This is a genomic window from Stackebrandtia nassauensis DSM 44728, from assembly GCF_000024545.1.
In the GTDB taxonomy this organism is placed as follows: Bacteria; Actinomycetota; Actinomycetes; order Mycobacteriales; family Micromonosporaceae; genus Stackebrandtia; species Stackebrandtia nassauensis.
Genome location: NC_013947.1, coordinates 6,744,895 through 6,761,383 on the forward strand (window position 1 = coordinate 6,744,895; position 16,489 = coordinate 6,761,383).

Below are 16,489 nucleotides of genomic sequence, written 5' to 3' on the forward strand. Positions count from 1 at the left end.
GGCCCGACAGTGTGTCAAAGTTCAGACAAGGTGTTGTGTCTTGGCGCCCCTGCGGGGATCATGTCTGGAGGTGTATGTAAGTGGCGCGAGTCACTGCACTCGTCGCCCCGAAGAGGAAAGAGGTGTTGACGATGCAGGTCAAGGACGCTATGAGCACCACAGTGTTGTCCATTGGTCCAGCACACACGCTCCGAAAGGCGGCCGCGCTGATGTCGGCGCGGCGCGTGGGTGCAGCGGTCGTCGTCGATCCCGACGCCGAGGGGCACGGAATTCTCACCGAGCGGGACATCATGGACTCCCTCGCCGCCGGACTGGACCCGGACGTGGAACGGGTCGGCGCCCACCTCACCAAGGACCTGGTCTTCGCGATTCCTACCTGGACACTCCAGGAGGCCGCGGCGGCGATGGTGCGCGGTGGCTTCCGGCACCTCATCGTCGTCGAGGGCGGAGAGGTCGTCGGAGTGCTCTCGGTTCGCGACGTCGTTCGAGTGTGGACTAAATCGACCGGAAGAATTCCGGCCGAGCTGACGTGATCGCCGATACATAGCCAAATATGAATGTCTAGTATGTGTCGGTTATCCGACAAGGATGATCCTTCAGCTTCATATAGTGGCACTTTCCCGGCAATCCGAGGGTGGCCAAGGGGTGACTTTTGGCTCTACTGTTGTGGTTTACCTCGACTGCCCGGGGAGGGCCAATGGGTGACGACGTAGGAATTCAAGAATTCACTCACGCGGACCTTAAACGATATCGACACAAGCTTCGGCGCTGTCTCGACGCGTTGATTCTATTGACTGACGGCGATCTATTCGATGTAGAGCGAACTTTAACCGGCATGGAGCTTGAGCTGTCCCTTGTCGACGAAAGTGGCGAACCGTCGATGACGAACCACGAGGTTCTGTCCCACCTCGCCGAGAACGCCGTGGCCAACGGCGACTCGGTCCAGGACGAACTTGGACGGTTCAATTTGGAACTGAACCTCGGCCCGCGCCCGGTCGCGGGCTTCGGTTTCGAGACCTACGAGCAGCGATTGCGACTGTGGTTGCAGGACGTCAACGACTGTGCCCGCAAGGAGCACTCCTCGGTGGTCATGGTCGGCACCCTTCCCACGGTGCGCCGCGAACACGCCCGGCTGGACATCCTGTCCCGGCGGCCGCGTTACCGGCTGCTCAACGACCAGATCCTCTCGGTCCGCGGTGAGGACATCTCCCTCGACATCTCGGGGGCGGAGACCCTGCGCGCCCACACCGACTCCATCGCACCCGAATCGGTCAACACCAGCGTCCAGTTCCATTTGCAACTGACCCCCGAACAGTTCCCCCGGTACTGGAACGCGGCGCAGGCGATGGCAGGGGTGCAGCTGGCGACAGCCGCGAACTCCCCCTATCTGTTCGGCACCCAACTGTGGGCCGAGACCCGGATCATCCTGTTCGAGCAGGCCACCGACATCCGCAACGGTGAGCTGCGCGTGCAGGGGGTACGGCCCCGGGCCTGGTTCGGCGAACGTTGGATCACCTCCGCGACCGACCTGTTCGAGGAGAACCTCAAGTACTTCGTGCCGCTGCTGCCACAGTGTGTCTCGGAGGACCCGATCGAGAAGGTGAACTCCGGCGAGATCCCGCAGCTGGGTGAGTTGCGGCTCCACAACGGGACCATCTACCGGTGGAACCGTCCGGTCTACGACGTCGGTCCCGAGGGCCCGCACCTGCGGGTGGAGAACCGGGTGGTTCCCGCCGGGCCGACACCCATCGACATCTGCGCCAACATGGCCTTCTACCTGGGGCTGGTCACGGCCCTGGCCGAGGCCGACATGCCCATCTGGACCAAACTGCCGTTCGCGGTCGCCGAGCAGAACTTCCACGCCGCCGCCCGGCACGGCATCGACGCCCACCAGACCTGGCCGGGCCTGGGTGAACTGCCCGCCCGAGTGCTGGTGTTGGATCACCTGCTGCCCAAGGCCGCCGAGGGCCTGGCCGCCCTCGACGTCGACTCCGCCGTCGCCGAGCGGCTGCTGGCCATCATCGCCGGACGCTGCCGCAACGGTGTCAACGGCGCCGCGTGGCAGGTCAACTGCGTGCAGCGGCTCCAGCAGCGGCAGGGTCTGTCACGGACCCCGGCGCTGCACGAGATGCTCAGCCGCTACGCCGAGCACGCCGCGACGAACACGCCGGTACACGAATGGCCGCCGGAGTTAAAGTCCACATAGGAGTTGGTAGGAAGTGATGCCTCACCGGGTATGCACGTGGGTGTACTGCTCGGTGTGCAGCCGATAACCCAGCCAGGTGTTGACGGCCAGCATGCCCGCGTTGGTGGCGTCGTTGTTCGTGTAAGCGTCGACGACGCCATCCGCGCGGGCCCGGTGCAGGGCCGCGGACTTGGCCGCCTTGGCCAGTCCCCGCCCCCGGTACTCGCGCAGCGTGGCGGTCAGCCCGGACCACATCCGGGTGCCGACCCGTTCCACCCAGGCCACCGACACGGCGGTGTCGCCGTCGAAGGCCAGCACCGTGTTGTGCCGGTCCAGCCGTGGATCGGCCATGTACTGCTCGACCCATTCGTCGAAGGGCAGCGGGACCCACGGCTCGTCGGCCGGTACGTCGACCATCGCCGCGCAGTCGAGCGCGTACAGCGCCCGGTCGTCATCCAGTTCGGACAGCGGCTTCAGGACGATGCCCTCGGCCGGTGCCACCACGTCGGGGATGCCGGCCAGCGACACGTGCGAGATCCGCTCGGTGCGGCTGCGCTTGAAGCCGCGCTTCTCGGCGAAGGCCGCGGCCTCCTCGGAGATCAGCCGCGCGGTGACGGTGGAGGCCCCGATCGCCTCCCAGTGCGCGCTCAGCGGTTCGATCAGCGCCGACGCGATTCCCGTACGGCGGTGCTCGGGCGCCACGATCAGGTTGACGGTCGCCGCGCCTTCCACGCTGCTCTCCAGGTCCAGCGAGGTGATGGCGTAGGCGACGAGCTCGCCGTCCTTCTCCGCGACCAGGCTCAGTTTGCGCTTCCGGGGATTGCTGTCGTCGAGGTTGCGCCGCATCGTCGCCGCGTTGTGCAGCAGGAAGTCGAACTCCCTGGTGGACAGGGCCGCGATGGCCGCCGCGTCACGGTCGGGATCGGCTGGACGAATCGTCACGTCGGTCATTCCGCCATTGTGGGGCTCGGCCGCAACGGCGGCAAACGTTTTACTGATCCCGCAGCTGCTGCGCCAGTTTGTGCAGCTTGCGGCTGAGCCGCCCGGCCCCGAAGACGACCGCCACGTGATCGGCCCACAGCGCGCCCCAGTCGGGGCCCAGTTCCCGGACCACGTCCTCGATGGAGCCGTTGTCGGTGTGGCGCATCCATTTCCACAGCGCCTTGTCCAGACTCCACTCGGTGTACTTGGTGCGGTGGACGCTGCGGGCCTTGAACGTGACGAAGACCCCGGCGGCGTAGCCGGGATCTCCGGTGTGGTTCAGGTAGTAGATGTAGTTCTCCGCGTGCCGCCGGGTGCAGATCGGCGGCAGCAGGTTGGCGATGCGCATCGCCATCGGCGGGTCGGCGAGGAACAGGGCGTCGGTCAGCCGGTCGACGTGCTTCTCCAGGACGGTTTCGGGGACGTCGACGAGCCGGGCGGCGCGCTCCTCGGAGTCGGGGGCGTAGTTCTCGAGGGCTTCGATGGCACTGGCGATGATGTCCTCGTCCGCGGGTTCGTTGATAAAGGACATGGACGCACCACCTCGCACGGTTCTCAAATCGTGGTCCGACTGTACCGGGACAGCGGCATTTGGTGAAATATCGAGCTCTGCCGATACGCCGGGCTATCGTCACCTCACCGGACCTAGGCGCCGGAATTATTGTGTTTCGCGGCATTTACCGGCCGCCGGGTGTCGCCTATCCGACACCAGCCTGACAGAATATGGGGACGTGCCTATCCACCGCCACCGCTTGTTATGCGGCGACCTCGGTCCGTTCGAATGGAGCTCAATAGATGCCGAACAGCAACCTGCTGCCCGAACCCCCCGCGACGCTGCTGCCCGAGGACGACGAACAACTCGCCGTCCAGACCGAGCACGGCCCCGCCGAAGCCGCCCGCCGGTACCCGACGTTTTGCTACGCCTGGGCGAAACTCGCCGCCGCGGCTCGCGAGCAGGGTGAGGACCTGGCCGCCTACGCGTACGCGCGTACCGGCTACCACCGCGGGTTGGACCAGTTGCGCCGCAACGGCTGGAAGGGACACGGCCCGGTGCCGTGGTCGCACAAACCCAACCGTGGCTTCCTCAAGGCGCTGTACCAGCTGAGCCTGGCCGCCGACGCCATCGGCGAGGCCGACGAGGCGGCCCGGTGCGCCCAGTTCCTGCGCGACTGCGACCCGTCGGCCGCCGACGCGATGAGCTGACACCCCCCGACGCGAAAACGATGGCCTGGCCGCCATGTGGCCAGGCCATCGTTCGTGACCGATCGGGTGCGGGCTAACCCATCTCGGCCACCAGGGTGCCGTCATCCCCGTCGAGCGACCAGATCATCGCTCCGCCAAGGCCCTGTTCGGCTATATAGGACATCTTCTTGGCGATCATCGCCGGATCGTCATAAGACCAGAACTGGGTGCCGTCGTACTTCCACACCGCCATGTTCTCCTCGTCGCGGAACACCTGGCCGGGTTTGTCCTTGACGAGCTTGTAGTCGTCGATGCCCGGCTCGTACTTCCCGGGTGCCGGGCCCGTGCTCGTCTGGTACAGGCCGTTGTTCGCCGAGCCGACGCCGGTCCAGCCGCGCCCGAAGGCGGGCAGGCCCAGCACCAGTTTGTCCGCCGGGGCTCCGGCGTTCTTCCAGGTCTGGATCGCCAGGTCGGAGCTCCACTTGGCGGGGTTCGGGTTGTCGGCGGGCGAGTGGATCTGGGCCTGGTGGTTGGTGGTCGGGTCCCAGGCCCCGGCCAGGTCGTAACCCTGGACGTTGACGAAGTCGAAGTTCTCCATCAGTTGCGGGACTTCGAATCCGGCCTCCACCTTCTCGGGGTCGGCGGGCACGAAGGCCGACAGTTCGTAGCCGTCGCCCAGCGCGTCCAGCTGCTCGCGGAACTCGGCGACCAGCGCGGTGTAGTTCTGTTTGTCCTCCGGCCGGATCACGTTGCCGTCGTTGCCGGGACTGCCGGGCCACTCCCAGTCGAGGTCGAAGCCGTCGAAGATCCCCGCCGCGACCCCGTCGCCGCCCTGGGGTTCGCCGCCGATCTTGGGCAGGTTGCCCTTGATGAACATGTCGATGCAGCTGGACACGAACGCCTCCCGGTTCTCCGGGAGCGCCGCGTTGGAGAAGTACTTCGACCAGGTCCAGCCGCCCAGCGAGAACAGGATCTTCAGGTCCGGGTGCGCGGCCTTGAGTTCCTTGAGCTGGTTGAAGTTCCCGGCCAGCGGCTGGTCGTAGGTGTCGGCCACGCCGTCGACGGACTCGGCCGCGGTGTAGCGACGCTGGTAGTCGGCCCACGCGTCACCGACCCCGGCCTGGTTGGCCTCGAAGCAGCGGCCCTGTTCGTTGACGTTGCCGAAGGCGTAGTTGATGTGGGTCAGGTTGTTGACCTGTCCTGAGTCGACGATGTCCTTGACGAGGAATCCACGGTCGTAGACGCCCCATTGGGTGAAGTAGCCGACGCTGCGACCTCCGGACTTCGGATCGTCGGCGTCGGGCTCGGCCGCGACGGCGGCCCCGGTGGGCAGTAGCAGTGCCGTGGCGGCGGCGAGTGCCGCCAGCACGGGGAACGGGCGTTTCATGGGCGGTTAGTCCTTTCCAGAAGGGCAGTCTTTCCGGTGCCGGTAAAGAACCTTTTCTGTTTCACTGGACGTTATGGCACGCAAGCATCACAGTCAATAGATGTGCATCGATTCATTGATTAATCGGAGGTCGGCCCCGACGGTTCCAGGGCTTTCGTATCCTGGCGCGATGCGACCGCGACCCCGGGGAACGGTGACCCGAGGGACCACCAACCCCAACCGGCTGCGCCGCCTCGACCGCTGGCTGGCCGCCACCGCCGCGTCCCGGCTGCGCGCCGCCACCGACCCGCTCGTGGTCGACCTCGGCTACGGCGCCACCCCGGTAACTACATTGGAGTGGTACCGCCGGTTGCGCCGCGTCCGCCCCGACGTGCGGATCGTCGGCCTCGAGATCGACCCGGCCCGGGTCGCGGCGGCGTCCGAACTGGCCGTCGACGGCCGGGTCGAGTTCGCGCTCGGCGGTTTCGAGCTCGCCGGGCTGCGCCCGGTGCTCGTCCGCGCCGCCAACGTGCTGCGGCAGTACCCGGAAACCGAAGTGCCGCAAGCCTGGCAGCTGTTGCGGCAGGCCCTGGCCCCCGGCGGCCTCATCGTCGACGCCACCTGCGACGAACTGGGCCGCGTCGCCACCTGGATCAGCCTCGACGCTTCCGGACCCACCACGCTCACGCTCGCCGCGTCCCTGCCCTACCTCGAGTCACCCGCGATCCTCGCCGAACGCCTCCCCAAGGCGCTCATCCACCACAATGTCCCCGGCCAGCGGATCCACACCCTCGTCGCGGCCCTCGACGCGGCCTGGCGGGACGCCGCCCCGGCCCGCGTGTTCGGCCCCCGCGACCGCTGGCGCCGCACCCTCGACACCCTCGCGGCCACCGGCTGGCCCGTCGCCGAACCCCCGGCCCGCCGCCGCGACGGCACCCTGACACTGCCGTGGCACCTGGTGACCCCTGAGCCGTCAGCACCCTGACGGGACGAAACCGGTCGGCGAATCCGGTGCGCGCCAACACCATCCGACCTAGCATTGACAGCGGTCACCGTCATGATCGACAGGGGAGGACATCATGCGCGCCGCCGATCTATCCCATCCGACGGTCCGCGGGGTCGTCAACGCGCTGCGGCACGGCGACCGGGACGCGTTCTACGCGGCCTTCGCCGACGACGTCCGCCTCACCAGCGAAGGCCGCGACCGCGACCTGTACTGCTGGGCGGAATCCGAGATCTTCCCCGAACACGGCCGCATCGCGGTCCGCGCCGAACGCCACGACGGCCGGGTCGTGATCGGCAGCTACCACTCCGACCGCCGCAACCTGCCCAACACCGCCTGGCGCTTCGACATCGTCGACGGCCTGATCCGCTACCTCGACGTCGGCGAGGCTCGTGAGTCATAACCGCTTTACCGGCGGGTTCGACAACCGTAGTATCACGCGGGATTCTTGAACTAGGGCGTGTGTGGGAATTCCATTCCTGCTGCGCGCCCACCAGGCGGCGCCTGTCTGCGTTGTCGGCACTCCGACATCCAACACCGGGATGCCGGAGCACCTCCGCCTTGCCATGCATCCACCTGGAGGCCGCTCGCGACGGAAGCGAACTCCCACACACGCCCTTGACCGGTAAGGAGGCGACATGACGGACCCGCTGCGGGTCAGCGACTCCGTCGTCGTACCCGAATCCGAACTGGAATGGCGCTTCTCCCGCTCCTCGGGGCCGGGCGGCCAAAGCGTCAACACCACCGACAGTCGCGTCGAACTCAGCCTCGACCTGACGACCACCACCGCGCTGTCCGAACCGCTGCGCCAGCGCGCCCTGGAACGGCTCGCCTTCCGCCTCGTCGACGGCCGCATCACGGTCGCCGCCAGCGAACACCGCTCCCAACTGCGCAACCGCGAGGCCGCCGCCCAGCGCCTGGCCCAACTGCTGCGCGAGGCCACCGCCGCGCCCCCCAAGAAACGCCGCCCCACCAAACCCAGCAAGCGCGCCAAACAGCGACGGCTGGACGCCAAGAAACACCGCGGTCAGATCAAACGGCTGCGACGCGGCGAAGACTGACCCGTCAGCTAAGAACCGTTGGCCCGCAACCGCTCCAGCCACTGGCTCGCGTCATCGAAATCCCCGTCCGACAGGCCCGGCGGCGCCGGGATCGGCGCCTCACCGGTGTCACGCGGATACGACCCCAGATACCGCACCTCGGCGCACACCCGCCGCAGCCCCATCAACGCCTCACCCATCCTCGCGTCGGCGATGTGCCCGGTGCAGTCGAGGAAGAACGCGTACCGCCCCAACCGCTCCCCGGTCGGCCGCGACTCGATCCGGGTCAGGTTGACGCCCCGCACCTCCAGTTCCGTCAGCACCCGCAACAACGCCCCCACCTCGTCATGAGCGATGTAGACGGCCAACGACGTGACATCGTTCCCTGACGGCGCCACCGCCGCCACCGGCCGCGAGACCAGCCCGAACCGGGTCACCGCCCCGGGATTGTCCCCGATGTCATCGGCGAGGATGTCCAGCCCGTGCCGCTCGGCGGCCAACCGGGCACACACACAGGCGTCGGCGCGCCCACCGGCGACCAACTCGGCCGCCGCCGCGGTCGACAGCGCGTCCACGGTGCTGGCGCCGGAATGCTTCGACCGCAAGAACTCCCGGCACTGGGCCAACGCGTGCGGGTGCGACGCGATCGTCGCCACCGCCCCATCGGCACGCCCGGCCAGCACGAAACTCACGGGCAGCACCACCTCCGCGGTGATGACCAACGGCGAGTCCCGCACCAGGCTGTCCAGCGTCACCGGAACCGACCCCTCGATCGAGTTCTCGATCGGCACCAACGCCGCGTCACACGCTCCGGAGCGGACCTCGTCCATGGCCTCGGGAACACTGCGCATCGGCCTGCGCTCGGCCTCGTCGGCACCGGGCAGCCGCAACAGCGCGGCCTCGGTGAAGGTCCCCTGCGGTCCCAGATACGCGATTACGCTCGGCATTCGCCAACGATAGAGCGCCCCGTCAGCCGAGGCGGCGGGGGCGGCGGGCCAGGCCGCCCTGGCACCAGTCGTGGTAGTCGAACAGGTCCGGGTCGCGGATCAGGGCCTGGGTGTTCTGGACCCACAGGTCGACCCAGGCGTCCTGGGCGGCCTCGGCCTGTTCCATGACCTTGCGGACCTTGCGTTTGGGGTGGGCGCGGAAGCCGGTGCGGACCGCGTCGGCCGCGTAGAGGTAGAGGCAGTGCAGGGCGAAGGTGCGTTTGGGGCACACCGGATCGGCGGCCAGTTCCACCAGGGTGGGCATGAGCGGGTCGTCGGCGAGCAGCAGGTCCCACTGGGCGGCGGTCTGCGGTGGTCCCGCGGCGGGGTCGAAAGCCCAGGCGCGCAGTTCCTCGGGTGTGGGGTTCACCGGGTTGGCGAACCCCGCGAATTCCTTCTGCTCCTCCAACACTGCTCCCCCAAGTTGTTCACACGTAGCGTCAACTTAATGGGAGATGGACGGATTTGCCACCGCTGATGCGGGAACTTCATAGAACCGAGATGTCTACCAAGCGGTATATGACGGTTCAGCGGCCGCCTAGCACCGCGGAGAGGATGTCGTCCAGGGTCACGATGCCCAGCGGGGTCGCGCCTTCGCCCACCACCACGATGTGGACCGCGTGGCGGCGCATGTACATCATGAGGTCGGCGAGGCTGCGCTGTGGCGGGACCACCGACAGGGTGCGGATCTTGGCCGGGTCGATGGGGGAGCGGCGCTGCTCGCCGGTGGCGTTGAGGCTGTCCTTGACGTGGACGAAGCCGATGACGCGGCGGGAGTTGCGCGCCACCACCGGGAAGCGGGACCGGCCGGTGCGGGTGGCCAGCAGTTCCAGCGAGGCCGGGGAGACGTCGTCGGTGACCGTGATGACCTCGGGCCAGCGGCGGAGCACGTCGGCGGCGCTGCGTTCGGACAGGGCCAGGGCGCTGGCGAGGCGTTCGTGCTCACCGGCTCCCAGCAGGCCCTCGGTGCGGGACTCGGTGACCAGGCCCGCGAACTCGTGGGCGTTGTACACGGTCTTGGCCGAGTCGGAGGTGGTGATGCCGACCCGGCGCAGCAGCCAGGCCGAGGTGGCCTTCATGGCGACCAGCAGGGGTTTGGTGGCGTTGCAGAAGGCCAGCATGAACGGGCCCAGCCACAGCACCGCCTTCTCCGGACCGGCCAGCGAGATGTTCTTGGGGACCATCTCGCCCAGCACCGTGTGCAGGTAGACCACGATCGCCAGCGCGATCACCAGGGCGACGGGGTGGATGAGCGATTCGTGCCAGCCCCAGGACGCGAAGAGCGGTTCCAGGCCGTGGGCGATCGCGGGTTCGGCCACCGCGCCCAGGCCCAGGGAACAGATGGTGATGCCCAGCTGGGCACCGGCGATCATCAGCGGCAGCTGGTTCATCGCCGACAGCGCCCAGCGGGCCCGGCGGGAGGAACCCGCCTGCGGTTCCACAATGGTGCGACGGGAGGCGATGAGGGCGAACTCGCTGCCGACGAACAGCGCGTTGAAGGCCAGCAGGACGGCGGTGAGGATCGCGGCGATCACAGCGACTCCTCCTTGGGCACGTACTCACCGGCGGGTTCCCAGCCCGGCGGCGGCTGGACCCGCACCTGCTCGACCCGGTGCCGTTCCACGTCGACGACGGTGAACTCCCAGCCCTCGTAGACGACGGTCTCGCCGACGGCGGGGATGTGCCCCAGCCGGGCCATGATGAAACCCGCGAGCGTCTCATAGGGACCGTCGGGCATCCGGAAGCCGGTGTGCTCGGCGATCTCGTCCTCGTGCAGCAACCCCGGGAGCAGGTGGGCCAGGTTGCCGGTGGCCTCGATGCGGGTCGAGGTCTCCTCGGCCGGTTCGGTGTCGTGCTCGTCGGCGATCTCGCCGACCAGCTCCTCCACCAGGTCCTCAATGGTCACGATGCCGTCGGTGCCGCCGTACTCGTCGATGACGATCGCCATGTCGGCGCCCTCGGCGCGCATCCGGGTCGCCAAACCGTTGAGGTCCAGGTGTTCCGGGACGAACACCGGTTCGCGCGCCACCGAACGCACCGACGTCACCGACCGGCGGGCGGGCGGCAGTCCCAGGGCGTCGGTCAGCGCGGCGACGCCGACGACCTGGTCGGTGGTGTCCTGGTAGACCGGGAACCGGCTGTAGCCGGTGTCGGCGGCGGTGTGGATCAGTTCGGCGATGGTGGCACCGGTGGGCAGCGCGACCATGTCCACCCGTGGCGTCATGGCCTCGGCGGCCCGCTTGTCGCCGAAGCGCAGCGTCCGTTGCAGCAGCATCGCGGTCTCACGCGGCAGCGTCCCGGCCCGGGCCGACATGGCGGCCAGCAACTGCAACTCGTCGGGGGCGCGGGCGGTGGCCAACTCCTCCTGCGGTTCGACGCCGAAGCGGCGCACCAGCCAGTTGGCGCTGCCGTTGAGCATGTGGATGAGCCAGCCGAACACGCTGGAGAACACCCGCTGCGGCGTCGCGGTGGCCCGCGCGATCGGGAACGGCCGTGCCAGCGCGGCGTTCTTGGGCAGCAGTTCACCGAACAACATGGACAGCAGGTTGGCCAGCACCATGCCGATCGCGATCGACACGCCCTCGGCGGCGTCGCCGAACGGTTTCAGCAGCGGCGCCAGCAGCCGCGACAGCGCGGGCTCGGCGAGGTAACCGGTCAAAAGCGCCGTGATCGTGATGCCCAACTGGGCGCCCGACAGCTGAAAGGACAGTCGCTTCAGGGCGCGCTGCACCGACCGGGCCCGGCGGTCGCCGGAGGACGCGGCATCGTCAATGGACGGACGGTTGACCGTGACCAGCGCGTACTCGGCCGCGACGAAGAACCCGTTGGCGCCGATGAGCAGCACGAAGGCCAGCAGCGGCAGTACCGTCTCGGTCAGGGTCGCATCCATTTAGCGGTTTCTGGTCAGGGTCTCGCCGTCACGTGGTCAGGCGAGCAGTTCTGGCAGCGTAGCCCGCGAGGTCCGGCGCAGTTCGTCCAGACCGATGTGGAAGTGACCGTCCACCTCGAGACCGTCGGCTGTGGAGTCGACGATACCCAGTGCCGTCCACGGCACGCCGTTTTCCTCGCACAGCGCCCGGAACGCGACCTCGTGGCCGCGCGGGATCGTCACGAGCGCGCGGGCGCTGGACTCGCTGAACAGCGACACGAACGTGTCGGCGTCCTCCGGCAGCCGGACCCGGGCGCCGTTGCCGCCGCGCATGACGGCCTCGCACAGCGCCTGCGCCAGCCCACCCTCGGACAGGTCGTGGGCCGAGGCGATGTGGCCGACGGCCGCGCCAGCGCGCAGCACGGTGGCCAGGGCGCGTTCGGCGTTCAGGTCGACGGTGGGCGGCAGACCGCCCAGGTGCTTGTGCTCCACCCAGGCCCATTCCGAACCGGACAGCTCCTCGCGGGTGGCGCCCAGCTGGATCAGGATGTCGCCGTCGGTGCCCAGCCCCATGCCGACCCGGCGGTTGACGTCGTCGAGGACGCCCAGCACGCCGACGACCGGCGTCGGGTGGATCGCCTCCATGCCGGTCTGGTTGTAGAAGCTGACATTGCCGCCGGTGACCGGGATGCCCAGCTGCGAGCAGCCCTCGGCCAGTCCCTCCACGGCCCGCGCGAACTGCCACATGACCTCGGGGTCCTCGGGGGAACCGAAGTTGAGGCAGTCGGTGACGGCGATCGGGGTGGCGCCGGTGACGGCGACGTTGCGGTAGGCCTCGGCCAGCGCCAGCTGCGCGCCCGTGTACGGGTCGAGCTTGGCGTAGCGGCCGTTGCCGTCGGTGGAGATCGCGATGCCCATGCCGGTGTTCTCGTCCAGCCGCAGCACCCCGGCGTCCTCCGGTTGCGCCAGCACCGTGTTGCCGCGCACCAGGTGGTCGTACTGCTCGGTCACCCAGTGCCGGTCGCACAGGTTCGGCGAACCCAGCAGCCGCAGCACGGTGGCACGCAGTTCGTCCCCGGTGGCCGGACGCGGCAGCGTCTCGGCGCGGTCGACGGCCACCAGCGCGGCGTCGGCCGGTTCGCGCATCGGACGCTCGTAGACCGGGCCCTCGTCGGCGAGGCTCGCGGGTGGACAGTCCACGACGGTCTCGCCGTGCCAGTCGATGACGAGCCTGCCCGAGTCGGTGACCTCGCCGATCGCGGTGGCGAGCACGCCCCACTTGCGGGCGACCTCGAGCACCTCGGGCAGCACCCGGGGCTCGACGATCAGCAGCATCCGCTCCTGCGACTCGCTGGCCAGCACCTCGTGCGGCTCCATCGACGCCTCGCGCAGCGGCACCCGCTCCAGGTCGACGTGCATGCCGAGCTTGGCCGCGGCGGCGGTCTCGGACAGCGCGCAGGTCAGCCCGGCGCCGCCGAGGTCCTGCACGCCGGTCACCAGTCCGGCGTCGAACAGTTCCAGACAGGACTCGATGAGCAGTTTCTCGGTGAACGGGTCACCGACCTGCACGCTGGGCCGGGATTCGGCGGCGTCCTCGTCGAAGGTGGCCGAGGCCAGCACCGACACGCCGCCGATGCCGTCACGGCCGGTCTTGGCGCCCAGCAGCACCACGACGTTGCCGACGCCGGAGGCGGCCATGTTCTGCAGCCGCTTGGTCGGCAGCACGCCGACGCACAGCGCGTTGACCAGCGGGTTGCCCTGGTAGCAGGGGTCGAACACGACCTCGCCGCCGATGTTCGGCAGACCGAGGCAGTTGCCGTAGTGGGAGATGCCCTCCACGACGCCGGGCAGTACCCGGGCGGTGTCGGGGTGGTCGGCGGCGCCGAAGCGCAGCGGGTCCATGATGGCCACCGGCCGGGCGCCCATGGCCAGGATGTCGCGGACGATGCCGCCGACACCGGTGGCCGCGCCCTGGTGCGGTTCCACGAAGCTGGGGTGGTTGTGCGACTCGACCTTGAAGCTGACGGCCAGTTCGTCGCTGACGGCGATGACACCGGCGTTCTCGCCGATACCGGCCAGCATGTGCGGCGAACTCGGGTTCTTCTCGGCGAACTTGCGCAGGTGCACCCGGCTGGACTTGTAGGAGCAGTGTTCGCTCCACATGATCGAGTACATCGCCAGCTCCGCCTGGGTGGGGCGGCGCTTGAGGATCTCGTGGATGCGCTCGTACTCGTCGGTCTTGAGGCCCAGCTCCGCGTAGGGCTGCGCCTCGTCGGCGGTCTTGACCGCCCGCTCGACGGTGTCGAGACCGTCGGTGGTTTCCACATTGGTCATCTGGTGCCGACCCCCAGTTGTTTCAGCACGGACGAGAAGATGGTCAGGCCGTCGGACGAGGAGCCGGTCAACGGGTCGATGGCGTGCTCGGGGTGCGGCATCATGCCCACGACGTTGCCCGCCGCGTTGCGGATCCCGGCGATGTCGCGCATCGAGCCGTTCGGGTTCCCGTCCAGGTACCGCGCCACGACCCGGCCCGAGGACTCCAGTTCGTCCAGGGTGGCCTCGTCGGCCACGTAGCAGCCCTCACCGTGCTTGACCGGGATGACCGCCCGCTGGCCGGACTCGTACCCGCTGGTCCAGGCCGAGTCGTTGCTCATCGCCAGCGGCTGGTGCCCGATCCGGTAACGCCGGTGCTTGTTGCGCACCAGGGCACCGGGCAGCAGGTGCGATTCGCACAGCACCTGGAAGCCGTTGCAGATGCCCAGGATGGGCATGCCCTCGGCCGCGACCTCCACGATGGTCTCCATGACCGCCGAGAACCGCGCGATGGCACCGCAGCGCAGGTAGTCGCCGTAGGAGAAGCCGCCCGGCAGGACGATGGCCGCGACGCCGCGCAGTGCGCTGTCGTCGTGCCACAGTGGAACCGGTGTGCCACCGGCCCGTGCGATCGCCCGGTGGGTGTCGACGTCGTCGAGCGAACCGGGAAAGGTCACCACCCCGATACGAGCACTCACTACGCCGACTCCGCGTTGACGGCGTGCGGTGTCTCCACCCGGAGCGTGTAGGTCTCGATGACGGGGTTCGCCAGCAGCTTGTCCGCCGCCTCGTTGGCTCGTTCCAGGACGGTGGCCTCGTCGAGGTCGTCCGAGAACTCAAGTTCGATGCGTTTGCCTATACGTACGCCCGACACCCCGGCGACCCCCAGACGAGGCAGGGCGTTGACCACCGCTTCGCCTTGTGGATCCAGGATTTCCGGCTTGAGCATGACGTCGACGACGACGCGCGCCACGAATCTGCGCTCCTGTTGATAGATGAAACAACCCGATGACCAGCATATGTGTGCCCCTCGGACGCGCCTACCCGCCCCCGGATTCGAGACCGGCGTCTCACCCGCCCGAAGGGCTCACCGGCGGAGTTCCGGTGCGGGACTCACAGGATCTGCCCCGGCGTGTAGGCCGCGGCCTGCGGGTGTTCGGCCACGACGGCCGCCACCCGTTCGGCAACGGCGGTGACCTGGTCGGCCGCCGCGCCGGTGAAGCTCAGCGGGGCGGCGATCAGCGAGCCCAGTTCGGCGCGGCTGAGTTTGAGCCGGTCGTCGGCGGCCAGCCGGTCCAGCAGGTCGTTGTCGGCGGTTCCCTTCTCGCGCATGGCCAGCGCCACCGCGACGGCGTGTTCCTTGATCGCCTCGTGGGCACTCTCGCGGCCCACGCCCTTGCGGACGGCCGCCAAAAGGATCTTCGTGGTCGCCAGGAACGGCAGGTAGCGGTCGAGTTCGCGGGCGATGACCGCCGGGTAGGCGCCGAACTCGTCCAGGACGGTGAGGAAGGTCTGGTAGAGGCCGTCGGCGGCGAAGAACGCGTCGGGCAGCGCGACCCGGCGCACCACCGAGCAGGACACGTCGCCCTCGTTCCACTGGCCACCGGCCAGCTCGGCGCCCATGGACGCGTAACCGCGCAGCACGACCGCCAGGCCGTTGACGCGTTCGGTGGAGCGGGTGTTCATCTTGTGCGGCATCGCCGAGGAGCCCACCTGTCCGGCGGCGAAGCCCTCGGTGGCCAGTTCGGCCCCGGCCATCAGCCGGATCGACACCGACAGCGAGGACGGCGCGGCGGCGGCCTGCACCAGGCTGGACAGCACCTCGAAGTCCAGCGAGCGCGGGTAGACCTGGCCGACGCTGTCGAAGACCCGGGCGAAGCCCAGGTGCCCGGCGACCGTTGCCTCCAGCCGGGCGAGTTTGGCCGCGTCGCCGTCGAACAGGTCGAGCTGGTCGGCGGCGGTGCCCACCGGGCCCTTGATGCCGCGCAGCGGGTACCGGTCGAGCAGCTCGGTGACCCGCTCGTAGGCCAGCAGCAGTTCCTCGGCGGCCGAGGCGAAGCGTTTGCCCAGCGTGGTGGCCTGGGCCGGGACGTTGTGGGAGCGGCCGGCCATCGCCAGCGCGGTGTACTGGACCGACCGGTCGGCCAGCCGGGCCAGGGTCGCCACCATCCGGTCGCGGACCAGGGCCAGCGAGTCGCGGATCTGGAGTTGCTCGACGTTCTCGGTCAGATCCCGGCTCGTCATTCCCTTGTGGATCTGCTCGTGTCCGGCCAGCGCGCTGAACTCCTCGATCCGCGCCTTGACGTCGTGCCGGGTGACGCGTTCGCGGGCGGCGATCGACTCCAGGTCGACGGTGTCCAGCACCCGCTCGTAGTCGGCGATCACGCCGTCGTCGACGCCGACGCCCAGTTCCGCCTGCGCCTTGAGCACCGCCAGCCACAGGCGGCGTTCGGCGCGCACCTTGGCGGCCGGGTCCCACAGGGCGGTCATGTCGTCGGATGCGTACCTGCTGGCCAGCACATTGGGAATCACCCGGCGATTATCGCGCGCGACAAAGCCCCCGG

General features: G+C 68.7%; 17 protein-coding genes. 6 read left to right on the forward strand and 11 right to left on the reverse strand.

What is annotated here, in order from left to right:
• Positions 1 to 131: 131 nt before the first annotated feature.
• Positions 132 to 533, forward strand: coding sequence for a CBS domain-containing protein (locus SNAS_RS31625; protein ID WP_013021579.1), 402 nt, complete (start codon positions 132 to 134; stop codon positions 531 to 533).
• Positions 534 to 697: 164 nt separating this feature from the next.
• Positions 698 to 2,206 carry a glutamate-cysteine ligase family protein gene (locus tag SNAS_RS31630; RefSeq protein ID WP_013021580.1) on the forward strand — a complete coding sequence of 503 codons (1,509 nt, stop codon included), beginning with the start codon at positions 698 to 700 and terminating at the stop codon, positions 2,204 to 2,206.
• Between the two features lie 21 nt (positions 2,207 to 2,227).
• Here SNAS_RS31630 and SNAS_RS31635 read toward each other — a convergent pair whose 3' ends face one another.
• Both SNAS_RS31635 and SNAS_RS31640 read right to left on the reverse strand, forming a co-directional pair.
• On the reverse strand, positions 2,228 to 3,136 hold the full coding sequence (locus SNAS_RS31635) for a GNAT family N-acetyltransferase (RefSeq protein ID WP_013021581.1): 909 nt from the start codon (positions 3,134 to 3,136) through the stop codon (positions 2,228 to 2,230).
• Positions 3,137 to 3,176: 40 nt separating this feature from the next.
• Positions 3,177 to 3,698, reverse strand: a complete 522-nt coding sequence (locus tag SNAS_RS31640; protein WP_013021582.1) for a hypothetical protein — start codon at positions 3,696 to 3,698, stop codon at positions 3,177 to 3,179.
• A 263-nt stretch (positions 3,699 to 3,961) separates the two neighbouring features.
• Between SNAS_RS31640 and SNAS_RS31645 the strand changes: the two genes are divergently transcribed.
• Positions 3,962 to 4,369, forward strand: a complete 408-nt coding sequence (locus tag SNAS_RS31645) for a DUF3151 domain-containing protein (protein ID WP_013021583.1) — start codon at positions 3,962 to 3,964, stop codon at positions 4,367 to 4,369.
• Positions 4,370 to 4,442: 73 nt separating this feature from the next.
• Here the strand turns inward: SNAS_RS31645 and SNAS_RS31650 are convergent, their stop codons facing one another.
• Positions 4,443 to 5,735: a glycoside hydrolase family 18 protein gene (locus tag SNAS_RS31650; protein WP_013021584.1), complete on the reverse strand. Its 1,293-nt coding sequence runs from the start codon at positions 5,733 to 5,735 to the stop codon at positions 4,443 to 4,445.
• Positions 5,736 to 5,904: 169 nt separating this feature from the next.
• On the opposite strand from SNAS_RS31650, the gene SNAS_RS31655 reads away from it, so the two are divergent.
• From SNAS_RS31655 to arfB, 3 genes are all read left to right on the forward strand, one after another.
• Positions 5,905 to 6,699 carry a class I SAM-dependent methyltransferase gene (locus SNAS_RS31655; RefSeq protein WP_013021585.1) on the forward strand — a complete coding sequence of 265 codons (795 nt, stop codon included), beginning with the start codon at positions 5,905 to 5,907 and terminating at the stop codon, positions 6,697 to 6,699.
• A gap of 94 nt (positions 6,700 to 6,793) precedes the next feature.
• A complete protein-coding gene (locus SNAS_RS31660; RefSeq protein WP_013021586.1) occupies positions 6,794 to 7,120 on the forward strand; it encodes a hypothetical protein in 327 nt (108 codons plus the stop codon).
• Between the two features lie 235 nt (positions 7,121 to 7,355).
• Positions 7,356 to 7,778, forward strand: a complete 423-nt coding sequence (gene arfB / locus SNAS_RS31665) for an alternative ribosome rescue aminoacyl-tRNA hydrolase ArfB (protein ID WP_013021587.1) — start codon at positions 7,356 to 7,358, stop codon at positions 7,776 to 7,778.
• An 8-nt stretch (positions 7,779 to 7,786) separates the two neighbouring features.
• Here arfB and pheA read toward each other — a convergent pair whose 3' ends face one another.
• The 8 genes from pheA to purB all read right to left on the reverse strand — a co-directional run bounded on the left by pheA (position 7,787) and on the right by purB (position 16,457).
• Positions 7,787 to 8,704, reverse strand: coding sequence for a prephenate dehydratase (gene pheA, locus SNAS_RS31670; protein ID WP_013021588.1), 918 nt, complete (start codon positions 8,702 to 8,704; stop codon positions 7,787 to 7,789).
• A 22-nt stretch (positions 8,705 to 8,726) separates the two neighbouring features.
• The gene (locus SNAS_RS31675; protein ID WP_013021589.1) at positions 8,727 to 9,155 is read right to left on the reverse strand and encodes a hypothetical protein; all 429 of its coding nucleotides are present in this window, start codon (positions 9,153 to 9,155) and stop codon (positions 8,727 to 8,729) included.
• Between the two features lie 115 nt (positions 9,156 to 9,270).
• Entirely contained in the window at positions 9,271 to 10,278 is a 1,008-nt protein-coding gene (locus SNAS_RS31680) for a hemolysin family protein (protein ID WP_013021590.1), read from the reverse strand.
• A complete protein-coding gene (locus SNAS_RS31685; protein ID WP_013021591.1) occupies positions 10,275 to 11,633 on the reverse strand; it encodes a hemolysin family protein in 1,359 nt (452 codons plus the stop codon). Before SNAS_RS31685 ends, SNAS_RS31680 begins: the two co-directional genes overlap by 4 nt.
• Positions 11,634 to 11,669: 36 nt before the next feature.
• Positions 11,670 to 13,946 carry a phosphoribosylformylglycinamidine synthase subunit PurL gene (purL, locus tag SNAS_RS31690; protein ID WP_013021592.1) on the reverse strand — a complete coding sequence of 759 codons (2,277 nt, stop codon included), beginning with the start codon at positions 13,944 to 13,946 and terminating at the stop codon, positions 11,670 to 11,672.
• The gene (gene purQ, locus SNAS_RS31695; protein ID WP_013021593.1) at positions 13,943 to 14,623 is read right to left on the reverse strand and encodes a phosphoribosylformylglycinamidine synthase subunit PurQ; all 681 of its coding nucleotides are present in this window, start codon (positions 14,621 to 14,623) and stop codon (positions 13,943 to 13,945) included. Before purQ ends, purL begins: the two co-directional genes overlap by 4 nt.
• Complete coding sequence (gene purS / locus SNAS_RS31700) at positions 14,623 to 14,898, reverse strand: phosphoribosylformylglycinamidine synthase subunit PurS (protein ID WP_013021594.1); 276 nt, start codon at positions 14,896 to 14,898, stop codon at positions 14,623 to 14,625. The genes purQ and purS overlap by 1 nt, the downstream gene beginning before the upstream one ends.
• Positions 14,899 to 15,038: 140 nt before the next feature.
• Positions 15,039 to 16,457, reverse strand: a complete 1,419-nt coding sequence (purB, locus tag SNAS_RS31705) for an adenylosuccinate lyase (protein ID WP_013021595.1) — start codon at positions 16,455 to 16,457, stop codon at positions 15,039 to 15,041.
• Between the last annotated feature and the right edge of the window lie 32 nt (positions 16,458 to 16,489).